Here is a 17356-nt window from a genome sequence, read left to right on the forward strand (position 1 = left end):
TAGAAGTCCCCCCAGGGATGACCTCGACCCCTTACGGAGCGCGCAATGCAGACTTTGTTTCCGCAGATCAAACCTCACGCACGGCACGATCTGGCCGTCGATGACACCCATACGCTGTACGTCGACGAAAGCGGTTCACCGGAAGGTTTGCCGGTGGTGTTCATCCACGGAGGTCCCGGCGCCGGGTGCGACGCCCAGAGTCGCCGCTACTTCGATCCGAACCTGTATCGCATTGTCACCTTCGACCAGCGCGGCTGCGGTCGCTCCACGCCCCACGCCAGTCTGGAAAACAACACCACCTGGGATCTGGTCGAAGACCTCGAGCGCATTCGCAAACATCTGGGCATTGATAAATGGGTGCTGTTCGGCGGTTCCTGGGGTTCGACCCTGGCGCTGGCCTACGCGCAGACCCACCCGGAGCGCGTGCATGGTCTGATCCTGCGCGGGATCTTTCTCTGCCGTCCGCAGGAAATCGAATGGTTCTACCAGGCCGGTGCCAGCCGTCTGTTCCCCGATTACTGGCAGGACTACCTCGCGCCGATTCCGCTGGACGAGCGCGACGATCTGCTCAGCGCTTTCCACAAACGCCTGACCGGCAACGACCAGATCGCCCAGATGCACGCGGCCAAGGCCTGGTCGACCTGGGAAGGGCGCACCGCGACCCTGCGCCCGAATCCGCTGGTGGTCGACCGCTTCTCCGAACCGCAGCGCGCCTTGTCGATCGCGCGGATCGAATGCCACTACTTCACCAACAATGCGTTCCTTGAGCCAAACCAGCTGATTCGCGACATGGGCAAGATCGCCCATCTGCCGGGCGTGATCATCCACGGTCGCTACGACGTGATCTGCCCGCTCGACAATGCCTGGGAATTGCATCAGGCCTGGCCGAACAGCGAGCTGCAGGTGATCCGCGATGCCGGCCACGCCGCGTCCGAACCGGGCATCACCGATGCACTGGTGCGCGCCGCCAGCAAAATGGCCCGTCGTCTGCTCGACCTGCCGCCCGAAGAAGCATGAAGGGTCTTTTGCAGCGCGTGAAAGGCGCGCGGGTCGAGGTGGCGGGCGAGGTGGTCGGCAGTGTTGATCAGGGCTTGCTGGTGCTGGTGGCGGTCGAACCCGACGACACGCCGGCCAGCGCCGACAAACTTCTGCATAAGCTGCTTAACTATCGAGTGTTCAGTGACGCCGAGGGCAAGATGAATCTGTCCTTGGCGGATGTGGGCGGCGGGTTGCTGCTGGTCTCTCAGTTCACCCTCGCTGCCGACACCAAAAGCGGGTTGCGCCCGAGTTTCTCGACCGCCGCCCCTCCGGCGCTGGGCGAAGAATTATTCGACTATCTATTAAGCAAAGCGAAACAGATGCATGGCACAGTGGCATCAGGTAGATTCGGCGCGGATATGCAGGTGCACCTGGTCAACGATGGCCCGGTAACCTTCCTGTTACAGACATGAAAGCGCTTGAAACATCTTTTTAAGGGCTTTTCGACTGAAAACAGGGAATTTTCGCGATAAATACTTTGTTACCCCTGATGCGTTGTCACGCGGGCTACTAGATAATCGCGCGCTACGGGGATCAGCGTTCGTTGGTCCATTTTGACTTAGGTAGAGACTTGTCCGGATCCGATTGGGGAATCATTTTGACCCAGCGGAGTCGGAACAATGCTCGCCAACTTGGCAAGGGTGCCCTGAAAGGTCGGTTTTTTTGTACCGAATCCCTCACAGGCACTTCATCTGGCCGTTGGTTTATTGATCTGTTTTCGGCGAGGGTTGCTCGTGATTGTTAGTCCCTGTAATGCAGCAAAATTGTCTGCCAAACGCTTGCGCAGCGCTCTGGTAGCGGGCTCGGCAGTACTCTGCCTGCTCAGCGCCGGCCAGCTTTGGGCATTCAATCTTGACGATGTGTCGGCCAAGGCCAAAGAGCTGGCCGGGCAGAAGTTCGAAGCCCCGCGCAGCAACCTGCCGAACGAATTCCGCGAGATGAAATTCGCGGACTATCAAAAGATTCGTTTCCGCACCGAAAAAGCCGAATGGGCCGACCAGAAGACCCCGTTCAAGCTGTCCTTCTATCATCAGGGCATGCACTTCGATACGCCGGTGAAAATCAACGAAATCACCGCGAACACCGTCGAAGAGATCAAATACGATCCAAGCCGTTTCGATTTCGGCGACCTGCAGTTCGATCCGAAGGCCACCGAACAACTGGGCTACGCCGGTTTCCGTGTCCTGTACCCGATCAACAAGGCTGACAAGCAAGACGAAATCATGACCATGCTGGGCGCGAGCTACTTCCGCGTTGTCGGCAAGGGTCACACCTACGGCCTGTCGGCCCGTGGCCTGGCGATCGATACCGCTCTGCCGTCCGGCGAAGAATTCCCGCGTTTTCGCGAGTTCTGGATTCAGCAGCCGAAGCCGGGCGACAAGCACCTGGTGATCTTCGCCCTGCTGGATTCGCCACGTGCGACCGGCGCGTACCGTCTGATCCTGCGTCCGGGCAGCGACACCATCGTCGACGTCAAGGGCCAGATGTACCTGCGTGACAAGGTCGGCAAGCTCGGCATCGCGCCGCTGACCAGCATGTTCCTGTTCGGCGCCAACCAGCCGTCGAAAGTGCTCAACTACCGTCGTGAACTGCACGACTCCAGCGGTCTGTCGATCCATGCCGGCAACGGCGAGTGGATCTGGCGCCCGCTGAACAACCCGAAACACCTGGCCGTGAGCAACTTCAGCGTCGAGAACCCGCGTGGTTTCGGTCTGCTGCAACGTGGCCGTGACTTCAGCCACTATGAAGACCTCGACGACCGTTACGACAAGCGCCCAAGCGCCTGGATCGAGCCGAAGGGCGACTGGGGCAAAGGCACCGTCGATCTGGTCGAGATCCCTACCGCTGACGAAACCAACGACAACATCGTTGCGTTCTGGAGCCCGGAAAAACTGCCGGAGCCTGGCCAGCCGCTGGACTTCGCCTACCGCATGCACTGGACCATCGACGAAGCCGCGCTGCACGCGCCGGACAGTGCCTGGGTCAACCAGACCCTGCGTTCCACCGGTGACGTCAAGCAATCGAACCTGATCCGTCAGCCGGATGGCAGCGTTGCCTACCTGATCGACTTCGAAGGCCCATCCCTGGCCGCTTTGGCCCCGGATGCGGACGTTCGCAGCCAGGTCAGCGTCGGCGACAACGCCGAACTGGTCGAGAACAGCGTGCGCTACAACCCGGAAACCAAGGGCTGGCGCCTGACCCTGCGGATGAAGATCAAGGACCCGAGCAAGTCCACCGAGATGCGCGCAGCGCTGGTGCAGCCAGTGGTTACCGCTGATCTGGCCAAGTCTTCGGTGCCGACGTCCAATTCGTCGGTGGCCAAGGCCGACAAGGTTGCCGCCAAGCAACAAGAGAAAGCCGACAAGGAAGCCAAGGCCGCCGAGGCCAAACAGGCCGACGCCAAGCCGGTTGCAGATGCCAAGGACAAGGCCAACAAAGACGCCAAGCAGCCAGCCGCTGCGGACGCGGCCCCAGCCACACCGGAATCGGCACCGACTGAAGAAGTCCTGACCGAGACCTGGAGCTATCAGTTGCCTGCCGATGAGTAACTCTCAAGTACAGCCAGAGACTCTGTCCGAGTACCTGGCGCATCTGCCGATGACCGACGAGCAGCGCGCGGAACTCGCGGGCTGCCAGTCCTTCAGCGAATTGCATGAACGCCTGTCGTCCAAGACCTTTGACGCACCGACCGAAGCCGCCCAGGCTTCGGTGGGCAAGCGCCTGACCCTGAGCACCGCCGAAGAGCTGCAAGACGCGGAAATGCTGGTGCTCGACGCCAGCGGCCGGGTCAGCATGAAGGCCACGCCGCCGATTCGTCGGACCAAGGTCGTGCCGGAGCCGTGGCGCACCAACGTTCTGGTGCGTGGCTGGCGCCGCCTGACCGGGCGCACCAATCCGCCGAAACCGCCGAAGGATGAAAACGTACTGCCGGCCGCGCGCTGGCGTACCGTTGGATCGATCCGCCGCTACATTCTGCTGTTGTTGATGATCGGTCAGACCATCGTCGCCGGCTGGTACATGAAAGGCATCATGCCGTACCAGGGCTGGTCGTTCGTCGATCTGGAAGAAGTCCTGCATCAACCGCTGCTGCAAACCGCCACGCAAGTGCTGCCGTATGCGCTGCAGACCAGCATCCTGATCATGTTCGGGATTCTGTTCTGCTGGGTATCGGCCGGTTTCTGGACCGCGCTGATGGGCTTCCTAGAATTGCTCACCGGCCACGATAAATACCGGATCTCCGGTAAAAGTGCCGGCAACGAGCCGATTCCGAAGGACGCGCGGACTGCGCTGGTGATGCCGATCTGCAACGAAGACGTGCCTCGGGTGTTCGCCGGTCTGCGCGCGACGTTCGAGTCGGTTGCCGCTACCGGTGACCTGGACCGTTTCGACTTCTTCGTCCTCAGCGACAGTAACGACACCGACATCTGCGTTGCCGAGCAGCAGGCCTGGCTGGACGTCTGCCGCGAAGCCAAGGGTTTCGGCAAGATCTTCTATCGCCGCCGTCGCCGCCGCGTCAAACGCAAGAGCGGCAACCTTGACGACTTCTGCCGTCGCTGGGGCGGTGACTACAAGTACATGGTCGTACTCGACGCCGACTCGGTCATGAGCGGCGAGTGCCTGACCAGTCTGGTGCGCCTGATGGAGGCCACTCCGGACGCCGGCATCATCCAGACCGCGCCGCGCGCTTCGGGCATGGATACGCTGTATGCCCGTATGCAGCAGTTCGCCACCCGTGTGTACGGTCCGCTGTTCACTGCCGGTCTGCACTTCTGGCAGCTGGGTGAGTCCCACTACTGGGGTCACAACGCGATCATCCGCATGAAGCCGTTCATCGACCACTGCGCCCTGGCGCCGTTGCCGGGCAAGGGTGCGTTCTCCGGTGCGATCCTCTCTCACGACTTCGTTGAAGCGGCGCTGATGCGCCGTGCCGGCTGGGGCGTGTGGATTGCCTACGATCTGCCGGGCAGCTACGAAGAACTGCCGCCGAATCTGCTCGACGAGCTCAAGCGTGACCGTCGCTGGTGCCACGGTAACCTGATGAACTTCCGTCTGTTCCTGGTAAAAGGCATGCACCCGGTGCACCGTGCGGTGTTCCTGACCGGCGTGATGTCTTACCTGTCGGCGCCGCTGTGGTTCTTCTTCCTCGTGCTGTCGACCGCGCTGCTTGCGGTGAACACGCTGATGGAGCCGCAGTACTTCCTCGAACCGCGTCAGCTCTATCCGCTATGGCCGCAATGGCACCCGGACAAGGCGATCGCGCTGTTCTCGACGACCATCGTGCTGTTGTTCCTGCCGAAGCTGTTGAGCATCATCCTGATCTGGGCCAAGGGCGCGAAAGAGTTCGGCGGCAAGTTCAAGGTGACCCTGTCGATGCTGCTGGAGATGCTGTTCTCCATGCTGCTGGCGCCGGTGCGGATGATTTTCCACACCCGTTTCGTTCTGGCCGCGTTCCTTGGCTGGGCCGCGACCTGGAACTCGCCGCAGCGTGACGACGACTCGACGCCATGGAGCGAAGCGGTCAAGCGTCACGGTCCGCAGACCCTGCTGGGTTTCTTCTGGGCACTGCTGGTGATCTGGCTGAACCCGAGCTTCTTGTGGTGGCTGGTGCCGATCGTCGGTTCGCTGATGCTGTCGATTCCGGTGTCGGTGATTTCCAGTCGTGTGGGCCTGGGTCTGAAGTCCCGTGACGAGAGCCTGTTCCTCATCCCCGAGGAATACAATCCGCCACAGGCGCTGCTGGCCACCGATCAGTACACCCACGAAAACCGCTGGCACGCACTGAATGACGGCTTCATCCGCGCGGTGGTCGATCCACAGCAGAACGCTCTGGCGTGCTCGCTGGCGACCTCGCGTCACGGTGAGGCCGAGCCGATCGAATGGCTGCGGCAGGAACGCGTGCGTCACGCGATCAAGGTCGGCCCGGCCGGGCTGAACAACCATGATCGTCTGCAACTGCTGAGCGATCCGGTGGCCCTGGCCCGTCTGCACGAGCAAGTGTGGTCCGAAGGCCACGCCGAATGGCTGGATGCCTGGCGGGCCTCGGTGAAAGCCGATCCCCATGCGCCGCTGTTGCCGCTCAAGCCGGTGAGCTTGCAGGCGCAACCGGCCTGATGAAGAACCCCGCGAAAGCGGGGTTTTTTTTGCCTGCCGATTACCGTCGCGGATCACGCGTTCCCATGCTCTGCGTGGGAATGCAGCCCGGGACGCTCTGCGTCCCATCCGGCACTAGCCGATCAAAAAACCTTGTGCAAACGGACGAGTGCGTTAGCATCCGTCCCCGAATTGGCGCACCCGGACAATCTTGTCCATTTCTGTCGGTTTTCGCGCCGCAAACGCAATGGTTTTGGGGACTTGAAGATGAAGAAGTATCTGTCGATGCTGCTGGTCGGCGTCACGGCACTGGTTGCAGTCAATGCGGCGCAGGCCGGCGCAATCGATGACGCGGTCAAGCGCGGCTCGCTGAAAGTCGGTATGGATCCGACCTACATGCCGTTCGAAATGACCAACAAGCGCGGCGAAATCATCGGTTTCGAAGTCGACATCCTCAAAGCCATGACCAAGGCCATGGGCGTCAAGCTGGAGCTGGTTTCCACCGGCTACGACGGGATCATCCCGGCGTTGATGACCGACAAGTTCGACATGATCGGCAGCGGCATGACCCTGACCCAGGAACGCAACCTGCGCCTGAACTTCAGCGAACCGTTCATCGTGGTCGGCCAGACCTTGCTGATCCGTAAAGAGCTGGAAGGCACCATCAAGTCGTATAAAGACTTGAACACCGCCGACTACCGCATCACCTCCAAGCTCGGCACCACCGGCGAGATGGTCGCCAAGAAGTTGATCTCCAAAGCCAAGTACCACGGCTACGACAATGAGCAGGAAGCCGTGCTCGACGTGGTCAACGGCAAGGCTGACGCCTTCATCTACGACGCGCCGTACAACGTGGTCGCGGTGAACAAGGTCGGCGCCGGCAAACTGGTGTTCCTCGACAAGCCGTTCACCTACGAGCCGCTGGCGTTCGGTCTGAAGAAGGGTGACTACGACAGCATCAACTTCATCAACAACTTCCTGCACCAGATCCACGAAGACGGCACCTACGATCGCATCCATGACAAGTGGTTCAAGAGCACCGAGTGGCTCAAGGACATGGAATAACTCGGTCATATAGACCGAGTCGCCCCTTTCGCGAGCAAGCTCGCTCCCACAGTGACCGGTGTGTCTGACCCGGTCCTTTGTGGGAGCGGGCTTGCTCGCGAAGAGGGCCTCCAGAGCAACACAAAATCCGGAATCTGCAATGAAACAGAAAAAAGCCCAATGGCCCTGGCACGTCCTGACCGTGCTGGTGCTGGTCGGCCTGGCCGGCGCGCTGTATTACGCCACGTCGCTGATGTCCTACGAATGGCGCTGGAACCGCGTGCCGCAGTACTTCGCCTATCAGGCCGAGGAAACCCAGCGCGCGACCGACATTTCCACCGTCAGCGAACTGGTGCGCAAGGGCGGCCGCGCGCAGGTCACCCTGCGCAACGATGCCGGTGACGAGCAGCACCTGACCGTCGACGAAAACAGCCTGCAATTCGCTCAGGGCGACGATGTGGCCGAAGGCGACGTCGTGGGCGTGACGCGGCATTGGGCGGCGGGTCCGCTGTTGTGGGGCCTGTGGACCACGCTTTGGCTGTCGTTGGTCTCCGGCGTGCTGGGCCTGCTGATCGGTCTGGCGACCGGGCTGTGCCGGCTGTCGAGCAACCCGACCCTGCGCGACCTGTCGACGATCTATGTCGAACTGGTGCGCGGCACGCCGCTGCTGGTGCAGATCTTCATTTTCTATTTCTTCATCGGCACGGTGATGAACCTGTCCCGGGAGTTCGCCGGGATCGCCGCGCTGTCACTGTTCACTGGCGCCTACGTGGCGGAAATCATCCGTTCCGGCGTGCAGTCGATTGCCCGTGGCCAGAACGAGGCGGCGCGTTCGCTGGGTCTGAGTGCTGGCCAGTCGATGCGCCATGTGGTGCTGCCGCAAGCGTTCAAACGCGTGCTGCCGCCATTGGCCGGGCAGTTCATCAGTCTGGTCAAAGACACTTCACTGGTGTCGGTGATCGCCATCACCGAGCTGCTGAAAAGCGGCCGTGAAGTCATCACCACGTCGTTCTCGCCGTTCGAGATCCTGTTCTGCGTCGCCGGCCTGTACCTGTTGATCAACCTGCCGCTGTCGAAAATCGCCAGCCGGCTTGAGCGGAGGCTCGCGCAAAGTGATTGAAGTCCGCGATCTGGTAAAAGTCTTCGACACCCGTGGGCAAGTGGTCCGGGCTGTGGATAACGTCAGCACGTTTGTCGCCAAGGGTGAAGTGCTGGTGGTGATCGGCCCGTCCGGTTCCGGCAAGTCGACCTTCCTGCGTTGCCTGAATGGTCTTGAGGCATTCGATTCCGGCTCGGTGAGCATCGACGGCCTGCAACTGGCCGACCCGAAAACCGACGTCAACGCCTATCGCCGCGAAGTCGGCATGGTGTTCCAGCATTTCAATCTGTTCCCGCACATGACCGTGCTGGAAAACCTGTGCCTGGCGCAGAAAGTCGTGCGCAAGCGCGGCCAGAAGGAAAGCGAGGCCAAGGCTTTGGCATTGCTGGAGAAGGTCGGGATTGCCCAGAAGGCCCGCGAATACCCGTCGCGCCTGTCCGGCGGTCAGCAGCAGCGCGTGGCGATTGCCCGGGCGCTGGCGATGGATCCCAAGGTCATGCTGTTCGACGAGCCGACCTCGGCCCTCGACCCGGAAATGGTCGGCGAAGTGCTGGACGTGATGAAGAACCTGGCCGTGGAAGGCATGACCATGGTCTGCGTGACCCACGAAATGGGTTTTGCCCGGGAAGTGGCGGATCGGGTGCTGTTCTTCGATCACGGCAAACTGCTGGAAGATGCTTCGCCGACGGAATTCTTCGACGCGCCGAAGGATCCGCGAGCCCAGGCGTTCCTGCGGCAAGTTCTCTAGTCTTCAGCGTCTGATCAAGCGCTTTCGCGAGCAAGCTCGCTCCCACATTGGAATGCATTCTCTGTGGGAGCGAGCTTGCTCGCGAAGGCATCACCTCGGTCCCAAGCGAACCGAGGCAGATGAATCACCTCAAACCTTGAACCGGCCCACCAGCGTTTGCAGGTGAGTGCCCAAACGCGCCAGCTCGACGCTGGAGGCCGCCGTCTCTTCACTGGCCGCCGAGGTCTGGTCCGAGACATCCCGCACGTTCAGCACGCTGCGGTTGATTTCTTCAGCCACAGCGCTCTGCTGCTCGGCCGCCGCAGCTATCTGCTGGTTCATCGCCTGAATCGCCGAAACGGTGCGGGTGATGCTTTCCAGCGAACCACCGGCACGCCGGGTCAGCTCGACGCTGCTGTCGGTCAGGGTGCGGCTGTTGTCCATGATCGTCGCCACTTGCTGGGTGCCGTTCTGCAGACCGACGATCAGCTCTTCGATCTCTTCCGTGGACTTCTGGGTACGCTGGGCGAGGCTGCGGACTTCGTCGGCGACCACCGCAAAACCACGTCCGGCTTCACCGGCGCGGGCGGCCTCGATGGCGGCGTTGAGGGCCAGCAGGTTGGTTTGCTGAGCCACGGACTTGATCACGTCGAGCACGCTGCCGATCTTGTCGCTTTCGCGTTTGAGCTCACCCATGGCCTCGGTGGAGTGGCCGACTTCGGCGGCCAGGCGTTCGATCTGGGCGATGGCCTCGCCAACCACCTTGTCACCTTCACGGGCCTGCTGGTCGGCGGCGACCGCTGCTTCCGAAGCTTCCTCGGCGTTACGCGCGACTTCCTGCACGGTGGCGGCCATTTCGTTCATGGCGGTGGCGACCTGGTCGGTCTCGACTTTCTGATTGTTCACCCCGGCGCTGGTCTGCTCGGTCACGGCGGACAACTCTTCGGCGGCGCTGGCGATCTGGGTCACGCCGTCGCTGATGCCGCCGATCAATTCGCGCAGGCCTTGGGTCATGCTCTGCATCGAGCGCTGCAATTGACCGAGTTCGTCACGGCGCAGGGACACCAGATTGTGGGTCAGGTCACCGGCGGCCACGCGTTCGGCGACTTTCAGGGTCTGCTCCAGCGGAATGATGATCTGCCGGGTGATCGCCCAGGCCGCGAGCAGACCGAAGGCCAAGGCCAGCAGAGTGGCGATCATCAGCATGTTTTTGGCGTGCGCGGCGTCGGTGTCGCGGACGATGGTCTGGGATACCGTGAGCTTCTTGCTGACGTCGAGCAGGATGTCACCCTGGGCCGACATGCGAGCCAAGGCCTTGGCGTTGTTTACCTGAGAGTCGCGGAACTGGCTGACGGCGGCGCGGTAAGCCTTCAGCGATTCGGTGGCCTGCTGCAGGTTGGCGATGTGTTGCTCGGGCAGTTTGCTCGGCAGGTTTTCAAGATTGTTCAAGGCGGCGGCGATGGCATCCAGCGCCGGTTGTTCGGCCTCGGCCTTGCCGCTGTAGGTGTAGCCGCGCACCTGATAGCGCGCCTGCTGCAGCAATTTGCTCAACTCGATTACGCTGTTGAATTGCGCAACGCTGTCGCCTTGCAACAGGGATTTCTCGACTTCGCTGACTTTGGCCACGGCGTTGTCGGCGCTGGCGCCGAGTTTGCTGCGGGCATCTTCACGCTGCACGGTGGCCTGGGTCATGTCGCCAAAGGCGCGTTTGTACTCGGCGACCGCCGCCAGTTGCTGATCGATCATGGCCACGTCGGACGGTTGCTCGATCATGCCGCGGGCGCTTTGCAGGCCGCTGTCGAGTTTGCCGAGCAGGTCGTTGACCGCGCCGGGGCCCTGTTCGCCACGGCGGGCTTCATAATCCAGGCGCGCCAGGCGCAAGTCTTTGGTCAGTTCGTTGAGGCTGGAGATGAACCCGAGTTTGTCGCCCCGGCTGATGATGCCGCTCATGCCGGTCCAGCCGGTGAAGGTGATCAACAGGGTCAGCAGCAGCACCAGGCCGAAACCGATTCCAAGCTTACGTTTAACGCTGACGTTTCCAAGACTCTCGGCTAACCAACGGTACATGCGACGACTCCCTCGGACCACTAATTGGACTTATGGAGAGGGTATCGGCCGGATGATGGCAATCTGTAACGCCTTTTGTCCGGCGAAGTGCTTAGAACAGAAGCGCTCAGAACAACCGGGCCAGCAGCGCGGTGACGGCAGTTTCGACCCGCAGGATACGCTCACCGAGTTGCACCGGTTGCAGCCCGGCCTTGGTCAGCAGATCGATTTCGTAAGGAATCCAGCCACCCTCGGGGCCGATGGCCAGGGTCACTGGCTCGCTCAGGGCGCGGGGGCAGGGCGGGAAGTTGCCCGGATGACCGACCAGACCGAGGGTGCCGTCGGTGATGGCTGGCAGGCGGTCTTCGACGAATGGCTTGAAGCGCTTCTCGATGAGGATTTCCGGCAGCACGGTATCGCGCGCCTGTTCGAGGCCGAGGACCAGTTGTTCGCGGATCGCTTCCGGTTCGAGGAACGGCGTCTGCCAGAAGCTTTTCTCGACCCGGTAGCTGTTGACCAGAATCACCTTCGACACGCCCATGGTCGCCACGGTCTGGAACACCCGGCGCAGCATCTTCGGACGGGGCAGGGCGAGTACCAGGGTCAGCGGCAGTTTGGCCGGCGGCGGTTGATCGAGGGTGACTCGCAGTTCGGCTTCGCCCGCGTCCAGACGCAGCAGCTCGGCCGAGCCCATCAACCCGTTGATGCGCCCGACCCGCAGGCTGTCGCCGACTTCCGAGCGGTGGACTTCCTGCATGTGGGTCAGGCGCCGATCACGCAGCACGACGCGGTCGGCCGCGATGAAGTCGGCCTCTTCGAGCAGCAGCAGGTTCATGGCTGAGTCGCTGGTGGCTGGTCGTTGTGATCGTCGGCGGTTTCTTCCGGGCGCTCGCGCTTGCTGACCAGGCTGCCGAACAGGATGCCGACTTCGAACAGCATCCACATCGGCACGGCCAGCAGGGTCTGGGAGAAGATGTCCGGCGGGGTCAGGATCATGCCGACCACGAAGCAGCCGATGATCACGTACGGACGGATCTTCTTCAGGTATTTGACGTCGACCACGCCGATCCACACCAGCAGCACCACGGCCACCGGGATTTCGAACGCCACGCCGAAGGCGAAGAACAGCGTCATGACGAAATCGAGGTAACTGGTGATGTCAGTCATCATTTCCACGCCGGCCGGGGTGGCCGAGGCGAAGAATTTGAAGATCAGCGGGAACACGAAGAAGTAGGCGAACGCCATGCCGGTGTAGAACAGCAGGATGCTGGAGATCAGCAACGGCACCGCAACGCGCTTCTCGTGCTTGTACAGGCCCGGTGCGATGAAACCCCAGATCTGATGCAGGATCACCGGGATCGCCAGGAACAGCGAGACCATCATCGTCAGTTTCAGCGGCGTCAGGAACGGCGACGACACGTCGGTGGCGATCATCGTCGCACCGGCCGGCAGGTATTCGCGCAGCGGCGTCGAGACGAAGGTGTAGATTTGCTGGGTGAAGGCAAACAGCCCGGCGAAGATGATGAAGATCGCCGCGACACAACGCAGCAGGCGGGTGCGCAACTCGGTGAGGTGCGAAACCAGCGGCATGTGCTGGTCGTTTTCGGGGAGATCGCTCATGGGGCTCGCGGCGGCAGAGTGGTGTCGTTTGGCGCTGGTGGAGTCGGCGCGGCGGTTGGGGCTACGTGTTCAACCGAGTTTTCTGCAACAGCGGGCACTGGCTGGGTTGGCGCTACGACAGGTGCTGGTGGCGTCGCGGCGGCAGGCGCATGAATCGTCTGCTCACCCACATGCTCGACCGGCGTCGGCTCCTGCTGAACCGGCGTGAAAATCTTCCGCGCCTCCTGTTCAAGCGACAGGATGTGCTCGTTGTGCAGTTGCCGACGGATTTCGTCGGCACCGATTTCACGCTCAACTTCCTGTTTGATCGCGTTGAAGCTGCGCTTCAGCCGCCCGACCCACAGGCCGGCGGTGCGTGCAGCGCCCGGCAGACGCTCGGGGCCCAGCACCAGCAGGGCGACGAGGCCGACGAGCAGCAGTTCAGAGAAGCTGATACCAAACATTAGTCAGTGCTCACACGTCTTTGCGGATCGGCTCTTCGACTTTCTGCGCCTGCACGTCGATGGTGTGCGGCGGGTTGGCCTGAGCGGTGGTTTGCGGCTGTACCGGTGGAACCGGTTGCGCAGGCGTGACGGTCGGATCGGCCGGTTTTTCGTCGTCGTTCATGGCTTTACGGAAGCCCTTGATCGACTCGCCAACGTCGGTGCCGAGGTTCTTCAGTTTCTTGGTACCGAATACCAGTACCACGACCACCAGGATGACGATCCAGTGTTTCCAGTCAAAAATGCCCATGTTGCTGTTCCTCTCTTGAAGTTGTTCAGGCGGACGGGCGCGAGGCTTTCTCGACGTGTCCGGACAGGCCGAAACGGCGATCCAGTTCATCCAGCACCGCCTGCGGATGCTGCCCCAGCTGGGCAAGCATGACCATGCTGTGGAACCACAGGTCGGCGGTCTCGTAGATCACGTCGCTGCAGTCGCCGCTGACGGCGGCGTCCTTGGCGGCAATGATCGTTTCGACCGATTCTTCGCCGACTTTCTCCAGAATCTTGTTCAGACCCTTGTGATACAGGCTGGCGACATACGAGCTGTCGGCGGCTGCGCCTTTGCGCTCTTCCAGCACCTGAGCGAGGCGGGTCAGGGTGTCACTCATGTTTGTGTCCTGCGGAGTAAATAGCGTGCGGGTCTTTCAGGACCGGGTCGACCGTTTTCCAGTCGCCGTTTTCGAAGACGCGGTAGAAGCAGCTTTGACGGCCAGTATGGCAAGCGATGTCGCCGATCTGTTCGACCATCAGGATGATGACGTCGGCGTCGCAGTCCAGACGCATTTCATGCAGCGTCTGTACGTGGCCGGACTCTTCACCCTTGCGCCACAGCTTGCCACGGGAACGTGACCAATAGATGGCACGGTTTTCCGCCGCGGTCAGCTCCAGGGCTTCGCGGTTCATCCAGGCCATCATTAATACGCGTCCGGTCTTGTGATCCTGGGCAATCGCCGGCACCAGGCCATCGGCGTCCCACTTGATCTCGTCCAGCCAGTTTTTCATCTTCGACTCCGACAGCGAACCCACACTTCAATAGTCGGGTTCAGGCGTTGAAACAGTGTGCCAGCCGATCACGGAACTGGCTATCGGCGAACGACCAGATACAAGCCGACTGCCACCATGATCCCGGCGGGCCAATGCCCCAGTTCGTTCAGCGGACCACCGGCAGCGAGGATCGTACCACCCGCCAGATGGGCGCTGCCGAGCAGGCGCAGGAACCAGTCGTCCTTGCGTTTTTTCCACGGTGGCGGCGGGTCGTTGGCGTGGGGCTGGGACATGCGTTCGAGCAGATCGCGGGCCATGTTGGCCAGATGCGGCAGCTGTTCGAACTGGCTCTGGACGTTGCCGATCAAGGCTTTCGGGCTGACGCGCTCGCGCATCCAGCGTTCGAGGAACGGCTGCGCGGTGTTCCACAGATCGAGGTCCGGGTACAGCTGACGGCCCAGACCTTCGATGTTCAGCAGGGTCTTTTGCAGCAATACGAGTTGCGGCTGCACTTCCATGTTGAAGCGGCGCGCGGTCTGGAACAGGCGCATCAGCACCTGGCCAAATGAAATATCTTTTAATGGTTTTTCGAAGATCGGCTCGCACACGGTGCGGATCGCCGCTTCGAATTCGTTGAGCTTGGTTTCCGCCGGCACCCAGCCCGAATCGATGTGCAATTGCGCCACGCGGCGGTAGTCGCGCTTGAAGAAGGCGAACAGGTTGCGCGCCAGATAATCCTGGTCTTCCGGGGTCAGGCTGCCGACGATGCCGCAGTCGATCGCAATGTACTGCGGGCTCCACGGATTGACGGTGCTGACGAAGATGTTGCCCGGGTGCATGTCGGCGTGGAAGAAGCTGTCGCGGAACACCTGGGTGAAGAAGATCTCCACGCCGCGTTCGGCGAGCATCTTCATGTCGGTGCGCTGGTCGGCGAGGGTCGCCAGATCCGTCACCTGAATCCCGTAGATGCGCTCCATCACCAGCACTTTCGGCCGGCACCAGTCCCAATAGACTTGCGGCACGTAGAGCAGCGGCGAGCCTTCAAAATTGCGCTTCAACTGACTGGCGTTGGCCGCCTCGCGCAACAGGTCGAGTTCGTCGTAGATGGTTTTTTCGTAGTCGCTGACCACGTCCACCGGGTGCAGCAGACGGGCGTCGGCGGAGACCTTTTCGGCGGCGCGGGCGAGGATGAACAGCCACGCCAGATCCTGGGCGATCACCGGTTTCAGGCCCGGGCGGATCACCTTGACCACCACTTCTTCGCCGGTCTTCAGTTGCGCGGCGTGTACCTGCGCCACCGAGGCCGAGGCCAGCGGTTCGACGTCGAAGCGGCTGAACACTTCGCTGATCTTCTTGCCCAGTTGCTCTTCGATCAGCTTGACCGACAGCTGCGAATCGAACGGCGGCACGCGGTCCTGCAACAGCATCAGCTCATCGGCGATGTCTTCTGGCAGCAGGTCGCGGCGGGTCGAGAGGATCTGCCCGAACTTGATGAAGATCGGCCCCAGGTCCTGCAAGGCCAGGCGCAGGCGTGCGCCACGGCTGAGGTCCAGTGGCTTGCGCGGGAACCAGCGCCACGGCAAGACGTAGCGCAGCGCGAGCAGGAACCACGGCAAAGGCAGATCGAACAGCAGGTCATCGAGGCGGTAGCGGATCACGACGCGCTGGATGCGCAACAGACGGCGGACGGCGAGCAGCTTCATGCGTTATCGCTTGGGTCGAGGGATCGGGAAAGGCGCTCGAAGCGCGCCTCGAGGCGTTCCAGATCAAGTTTGATCCGGTCCAGTTCGCTGAAGCGGGCTTCGGCTTCGCGCTGACCGACGAGGGTGCGTGATTCTTCGGCCAGGTATTCGGCGAGGTTCTGGTTGAGGCTGGCAAATCCTTGTTGATACCAGCGGGCGCGGCTGCGCAGGTGACCGCCGACCAGTTGCGTGGCGACAGGTCCCAGCCAGCGCGAGAGTTCGTACTCCCAGTCCAGCTCGAGGTCCTGCAGCACGCCCGCCAGCTCCAGCAGCACGCCGCTGTCGCCGTCGAGTTCGACTTCTGGCGCATGCAGCACCGCCGTCTTGTCCTTGCTCAGGGCCAGTTTCACCAGGCTCGAAGCCGGGGCGCGCAGGGTGCAGTCGACGCCGGTTTCCCAACGGGACGCCAGCATCAGGCCTTCGTCGCTCGGCAGGATGAACAGTTGCAGCGCCGGGCTGCGGCAATCCACGGCAATCACTTTGCCGGTCAGATGCGCCAGTCGCGGCAGCGCCGTGCTGTCGAGACGCAGCACGCGGTTCAGGCCGAGTTCGACGCTGGCGAGCAGCCCGGTCAGCAGCATCAGGGTTTGATGCCGCGGTGCAGGGCGACGATGCCTGCGGTCATGTTGTGATAGGTCACGCGGTCGAAACCGGCGTCGACCATCATCGACTTCAGGGTTTCCTGATTCGGGTGCATGCGGATCGATTCGGCCAGGTAGCGATAGCTTTCCGAGTCGTTGGTGATCAGCTTGCCCATCAGCGGCATGAAGGCGAACGAGTAGGCGTCGTAGGCCTTGGACATCAGCGCGTTGGTCGGCTTGGAGAACTCCAGCACCAGCAGACGGCCGCCCGGCTTGAGCACGCGCAGCATCGAGCGCAGGGCGTCTTCCTTGTGCGTCACGTTGCGCAGGCCGAAGGCGATGGTCACGCAGTCGAAGTGGTTGTCCGGAAACGGCAGCTTTTCAGCGTCGGCCTGGACGAACTCGACGTTGCCCGAAACACCGACATCCAGCAGGCGGTCACGACCGACCTTGAGCATGGATTCGTTGATATCGGCCAGCACCACCTGACCGGTCGGGCCGACCAGGTGCGAGAATTTCTTGGTCAGGTCGCCGGTGCCACCGGCGATGTCCAGAACGCGATTGCCGGCGCGCACGCCCGACAGTTCGATCGCGAAACGCTTCCACAGACGGTGCATGCCGCCCGACAGAAGGTCGTTCATCAGGTCGTACTTGGCGGCCACGGAGTGAAACACCTCAGCGACTTTTTCCGCTTTCTGGCTTTCCGGAACGTTTTTGAAGCCGAAGTGAGTGGTGGGTTCGGCATCGCTGCCTTTGCGCTGATCAGTCATATCGCTGTCACCAAAAGAGAATGCGCGACATTCTAATCCCCAAGCCATACTTTGTCTTGGAATGGCTAAAGGTAAGATGGGTAACCTTCGGGACGATTTGCCGCAGTGGCGGTCAAGATTCGTTGCAGGCAT

17 protein-coding genes and 1 pseudogene are annotated in these 17356 nt (G+C 61.7%); 7 read left to right on the top strand and 11 right to left on the bottom strand.

The features are described 5' to 3' along the window. The first annotated feature begins 45 nt into the window (after nucleotides 1-45). From pip to CAF63_RS08365, 7 genes are all read left to right on the top strand, one after another. The gene (pip, locus tag CAF63_RS08335; protein WP_007952436.1) at nucleotides 46-1017 is read left to right on the top strand and encodes a prolyl aminopeptidase; all 972 of its coding nucleotides are present in this window, start codon (nucleotides 46-48) and stop codon (nucleotides 1015-1017) included. After that, nucleotides 1014-1451: a D-aminoacyl-tRNA deacylase gene (dtd, locus tag CAF63_RS08340; RefSeq protein WP_064592873.1), complete on the top strand. Its 438-nt coding sequence runs from the start codon at nucleotides 1014-1016 to the stop codon at nucleotides 1449-1451. Before pip ends, dtd begins: the two co-directional genes overlap by 4 nt. A gap of 321 nt (nucleotides 1452-1772) precedes the next feature. Then, nucleotides 1773-3587, top strand: a complete 1815-nt coding sequence (locus CAF63_RS08345) for a glucan biosynthesis protein G (RefSeq protein ID WP_085684400.1) — start codon at nucleotides 1773-1775, stop codon at nucleotides 3585-3587. Beyond that, a complete protein-coding gene (gene mdoH / locus CAF63_RS08350) occupies nucleotides 3580-6150 on the top strand; it encodes a glucans biosynthesis glucosyltransferase MdoH (protein WP_085684004.1) in 2571 nt (856 codons plus the stop codon). The genes CAF63_RS08345 and mdoH overlap by 8 nt, the downstream gene beginning before the upstream one ends. A 246-nt stretch (nucleotides 6151-6396) precedes the next feature. Next, a complete protein-coding gene (locus tag CAF63_RS08355; RefSeq protein WP_039772466.1) occupies nucleotides 6397-7194 on the top strand; it encodes a transporter substrate-binding domain-containing protein in 798 nt (265 codons plus the stop codon). Nucleotides 7195-7333: 139 nt separating this feature from the next. Beyond that, entirely contained in the window at nucleotides 7334-8293 is a 960-nt protein-coding gene (locus CAF63_RS08360; protein WP_085684003.1) for an amino acid ABC transporter permease, read from the top strand. Beyond that, nucleotides 8286-9020 carry an amino acid ABC transporter ATP-binding protein gene (locus CAF63_RS08365; RefSeq protein ID WP_085684002.1) on the top strand — a complete coding sequence of 245 codons (735 nt, stop codon included), beginning with the start codon at nucleotides 8286-8288 and terminating at the stop codon, nucleotides 9018-9020. Before CAF63_RS08360 ends, CAF63_RS08365 begins: the two co-directional genes overlap by 8 nt. Before the next feature lie 129 nt (nucleotides 9021-9149). On the opposite strand, the gene CAF63_RS29190 is transcribed toward CAF63_RS08365, so the two are convergent. From CAF63_RS29190 to ubiE, 11 genes and pseudogenes are all read right to left on the bottom strand, one after another. After that, nucleotides 9150-10022 carry a methyl-accepting chemotaxis protein gene (locus CAF63_RS29190; RefSeq protein WP_371807397.1) on the bottom strand — a complete coding sequence of 291 codons (873 nt, stop codon included), beginning with the start codon at nucleotides 10020-10022 and terminating at the stop codon, nucleotides 9150-9152. Further along, a pseudogene (locus CAF63_RS29195) lies at nucleotides 10005-11066 on the bottom strand (methyl-accepting chemotaxis protein); the annotation flags it as partial. The gene CAF63_RS29190 and the pseudogene CAF63_RS29195, both read right to left, overlap by 18 nt. Before the next feature lie 106 nt (nucleotides 11067-11172). Continuing rightward, nucleotides 11173-11880, bottom strand: a complete 708-nt coding sequence (locus CAF63_RS08375; protein WP_085684000.1) for a 16S rRNA (uracil(1498)-N(3))-methyltransferase — start codon at nucleotides 11878-11880, stop codon at nucleotides 11173-11175. Beyond that, entirely contained in the window at nucleotides 11877-12665 is a 789-nt protein-coding gene (tatC, locus tag CAF63_RS08380; RefSeq protein ID WP_007952425.1) for a twin-arginine translocase subunit TatC, read from the bottom strand. The genes CAF63_RS08375 and tatC overlap by 4 nt, the downstream gene beginning before the upstream one ends. Further along, on the bottom strand, nucleotides 12662-13108 hold the full coding sequence (gene tatB / locus CAF63_RS08385; protein WP_085683999.1) for a Sec-independent protein translocase protein TatB: 447 nt from the start codon (nucleotides 13106-13108) through the stop codon (nucleotides 12662-12664). The genes tatC and tatB overlap by 4 nt, the downstream gene beginning before the upstream one ends. Before the next feature lie 10 nt (nucleotides 13109-13118). Beyond that, nucleotides 13119-13397 (bottom strand): twin-arginine translocase TatA/TatE family subunit, encoded by a 279-nt coding sequence (locus tag CAF63_RS08390; RefSeq protein ID WP_085683998.1) that lies wholly within the window; start codon nucleotides 13395-13397, stop codon nucleotides 13119-13121. 25 nt (nucleotides 13398-13422) lie between these two features. Next, nucleotides 13423-13755: a phosphoribosyl-ATP diphosphatase gene (locus tag CAF63_RS08395; protein WP_007952422.1), complete on the bottom strand. Its 333-nt coding sequence runs from the start codon at nucleotides 13753-13755 to the stop codon at nucleotides 13423-13425. Continuing rightward, on the bottom strand, nucleotides 13748-14149 hold the full coding sequence (gene hisI / locus CAF63_RS08400; RefSeq protein WP_007909357.1) for a phosphoribosyl-AMP cyclohydrolase: 402 nt from the start codon (nucleotides 14147-14149) through the stop codon (nucleotides 13748-13750). The genes CAF63_RS08395 and hisI overlap by 8 nt, the downstream gene beginning before the upstream one ends. Before the next feature lie 80 nt (nucleotides 14150-14229). After that, the gene (gene ubiB, locus CAF63_RS08405; RefSeq protein ID WP_085683997.1) at nucleotides 14230-15834 is read right to left on the bottom strand and encodes a ubiquinone biosynthesis regulatory protein kinase UbiB; all 1605 of its coding nucleotides are present in this window, start codon (nucleotides 15832-15834) and stop codon (nucleotides 14230-14232) included. Next, nucleotides 15831-16454 (bottom strand): SCP2 domain-containing protein, encoded by a 624-nt coding sequence (locus CAF63_RS08410; protein WP_039772453.1) that lies wholly within the window; start codon nucleotides 16452-16454, stop codon nucleotides 15831-15833. Before CAF63_RS08410 ends, ubiB begins: the two co-directional genes overlap by 4 nt. Beyond that, the gene (ubiE, locus tag CAF63_RS08415) at nucleotides 16454-17224 is read right to left on the bottom strand and encodes a bifunctional demethylmenaquinone methyltransferase/2-methoxy-6-polyprenyl-1,4-benzoquinol methylase UbiE (RefSeq protein ID WP_007952418.1); all 771 of its coding nucleotides are present in this window, start codon (nucleotides 17222-17224) and stop codon (nucleotides 16454-16456) included. The genes CAF63_RS08410 and ubiE overlap by 1 nt, the downstream gene beginning before the upstream one ends. Nucleotides 17225-17356: the final 132 nt, after the last annotated feature.

The organism is Pseudomonas sp. B20(2017), assembly GCF_002113125.1.
In the GTDB taxonomy this organism is placed as follows: domain Bacteria; phylum Pseudomonadota; class Gammaproteobacteria; order Pseudomonadales; family Pseudomonadaceae; genus Aquipseudomonas.

Bases quoted from the DNA above. Each gene is read 5' to 3' on its own strand.
- mdoH (WP_085684004.1), top strand. From the start codon at position 3,580: ATGAGTAACTCTCAAGTACAGCCAGAGACTCTGTCCGAGTACCTGGCG.
- tatB (WP_085683999.1), bottom strand. From the start codon at position 13,108: ATGTTTGGTATCAGCTTCTCTGAACTGCTGCTCGTCGGCCTCGTCGCC.
- ubiE (WP_007952418.1), bottom strand. From the start codon at position 17,224: ATGACTGATCAGCGCAAAGGCAGCGATGCCGAACCCACCACTCACTTC.
- ubiB (WP_085683997.1), bottom strand. From the start codon at position 15,834: ATGAAGCTGCTCGCCGTCCGCCGTCTGTTGCGCATCCAGCGCGTCGTG.
- CAF63_RS08360 (WP_085684003.1), top strand. From the start codon at position 7,334: ATGAAACAGAAAAAAGCCCAATGGCCCTGGCACGTCCTGACCGTGCTG.
- CAF63_RS29190 (WP_371807397.1), bottom strand. From the start codon at position 10,022: ATGCAGAGCATGACCCAAGGCCTGCGCGAATTGATCGGCGGCATCAGC.
- pip (WP_007952436.1), top strand. From the start codon at position 46: ATGCAGACTTTGTTTCCGCAGATCAAACCTCACGCACGGCACGATCTG.
- tatC (WP_007952425.1), bottom strand. From the start codon at position 12,665: ATGAGCGATCTCCCCGAAAACGACCAGCACATGCCGCTGGTTTCGCAC.
- CAF63_RS08355 (WP_039772466.1), top strand. From the start codon at position 6,397: ATGAAGAAGTATCTGTCGATGCTGCTGGTCGGCGTCACGGCACTGGTT.
- CAF63_RS08395 (WP_007952422.1), bottom strand. From the start codon at position 13,755: ATGAGTGACACCCTGACCCGCCTCGCTCAGGTGCTGGAAGAGCGCAAA.
- hisI (WP_007909357.1), bottom strand. From the start codon at position 14,149: ATGAAAAACTGGCTGGACGAGATCAAGTGGGACGCCGATGGCCTGGTG.
- dtd (WP_064592873.1), top strand. From the start codon at position 1,014: ATGAAGGGTCTTTTGCAGCGCGTGAAAGGCGCGCGGGTCGAGGTGGCG.
- CAF63_RS08410 (WP_039772453.1), bottom strand. From the start codon at position 16,454: ATGCTGCTGACCGGGCTGCTCGCCAGCGTCGAACTCGGCCTGAACCGC.
- CAF63_RS08375 (WP_085684000.1), bottom strand. From the start codon at position 11,880: ATGAACCTGCTGCTGCTCGAAGAGGCCGACTTCATCGCGGCCGACCGC.
- CAF63_RS08390 (WP_085683998.1), bottom strand. From the start codon at position 13,397: ATGGGCATTTTTGACTGGAAACACTGGATCGTCATCCTGGTGGTCGTG.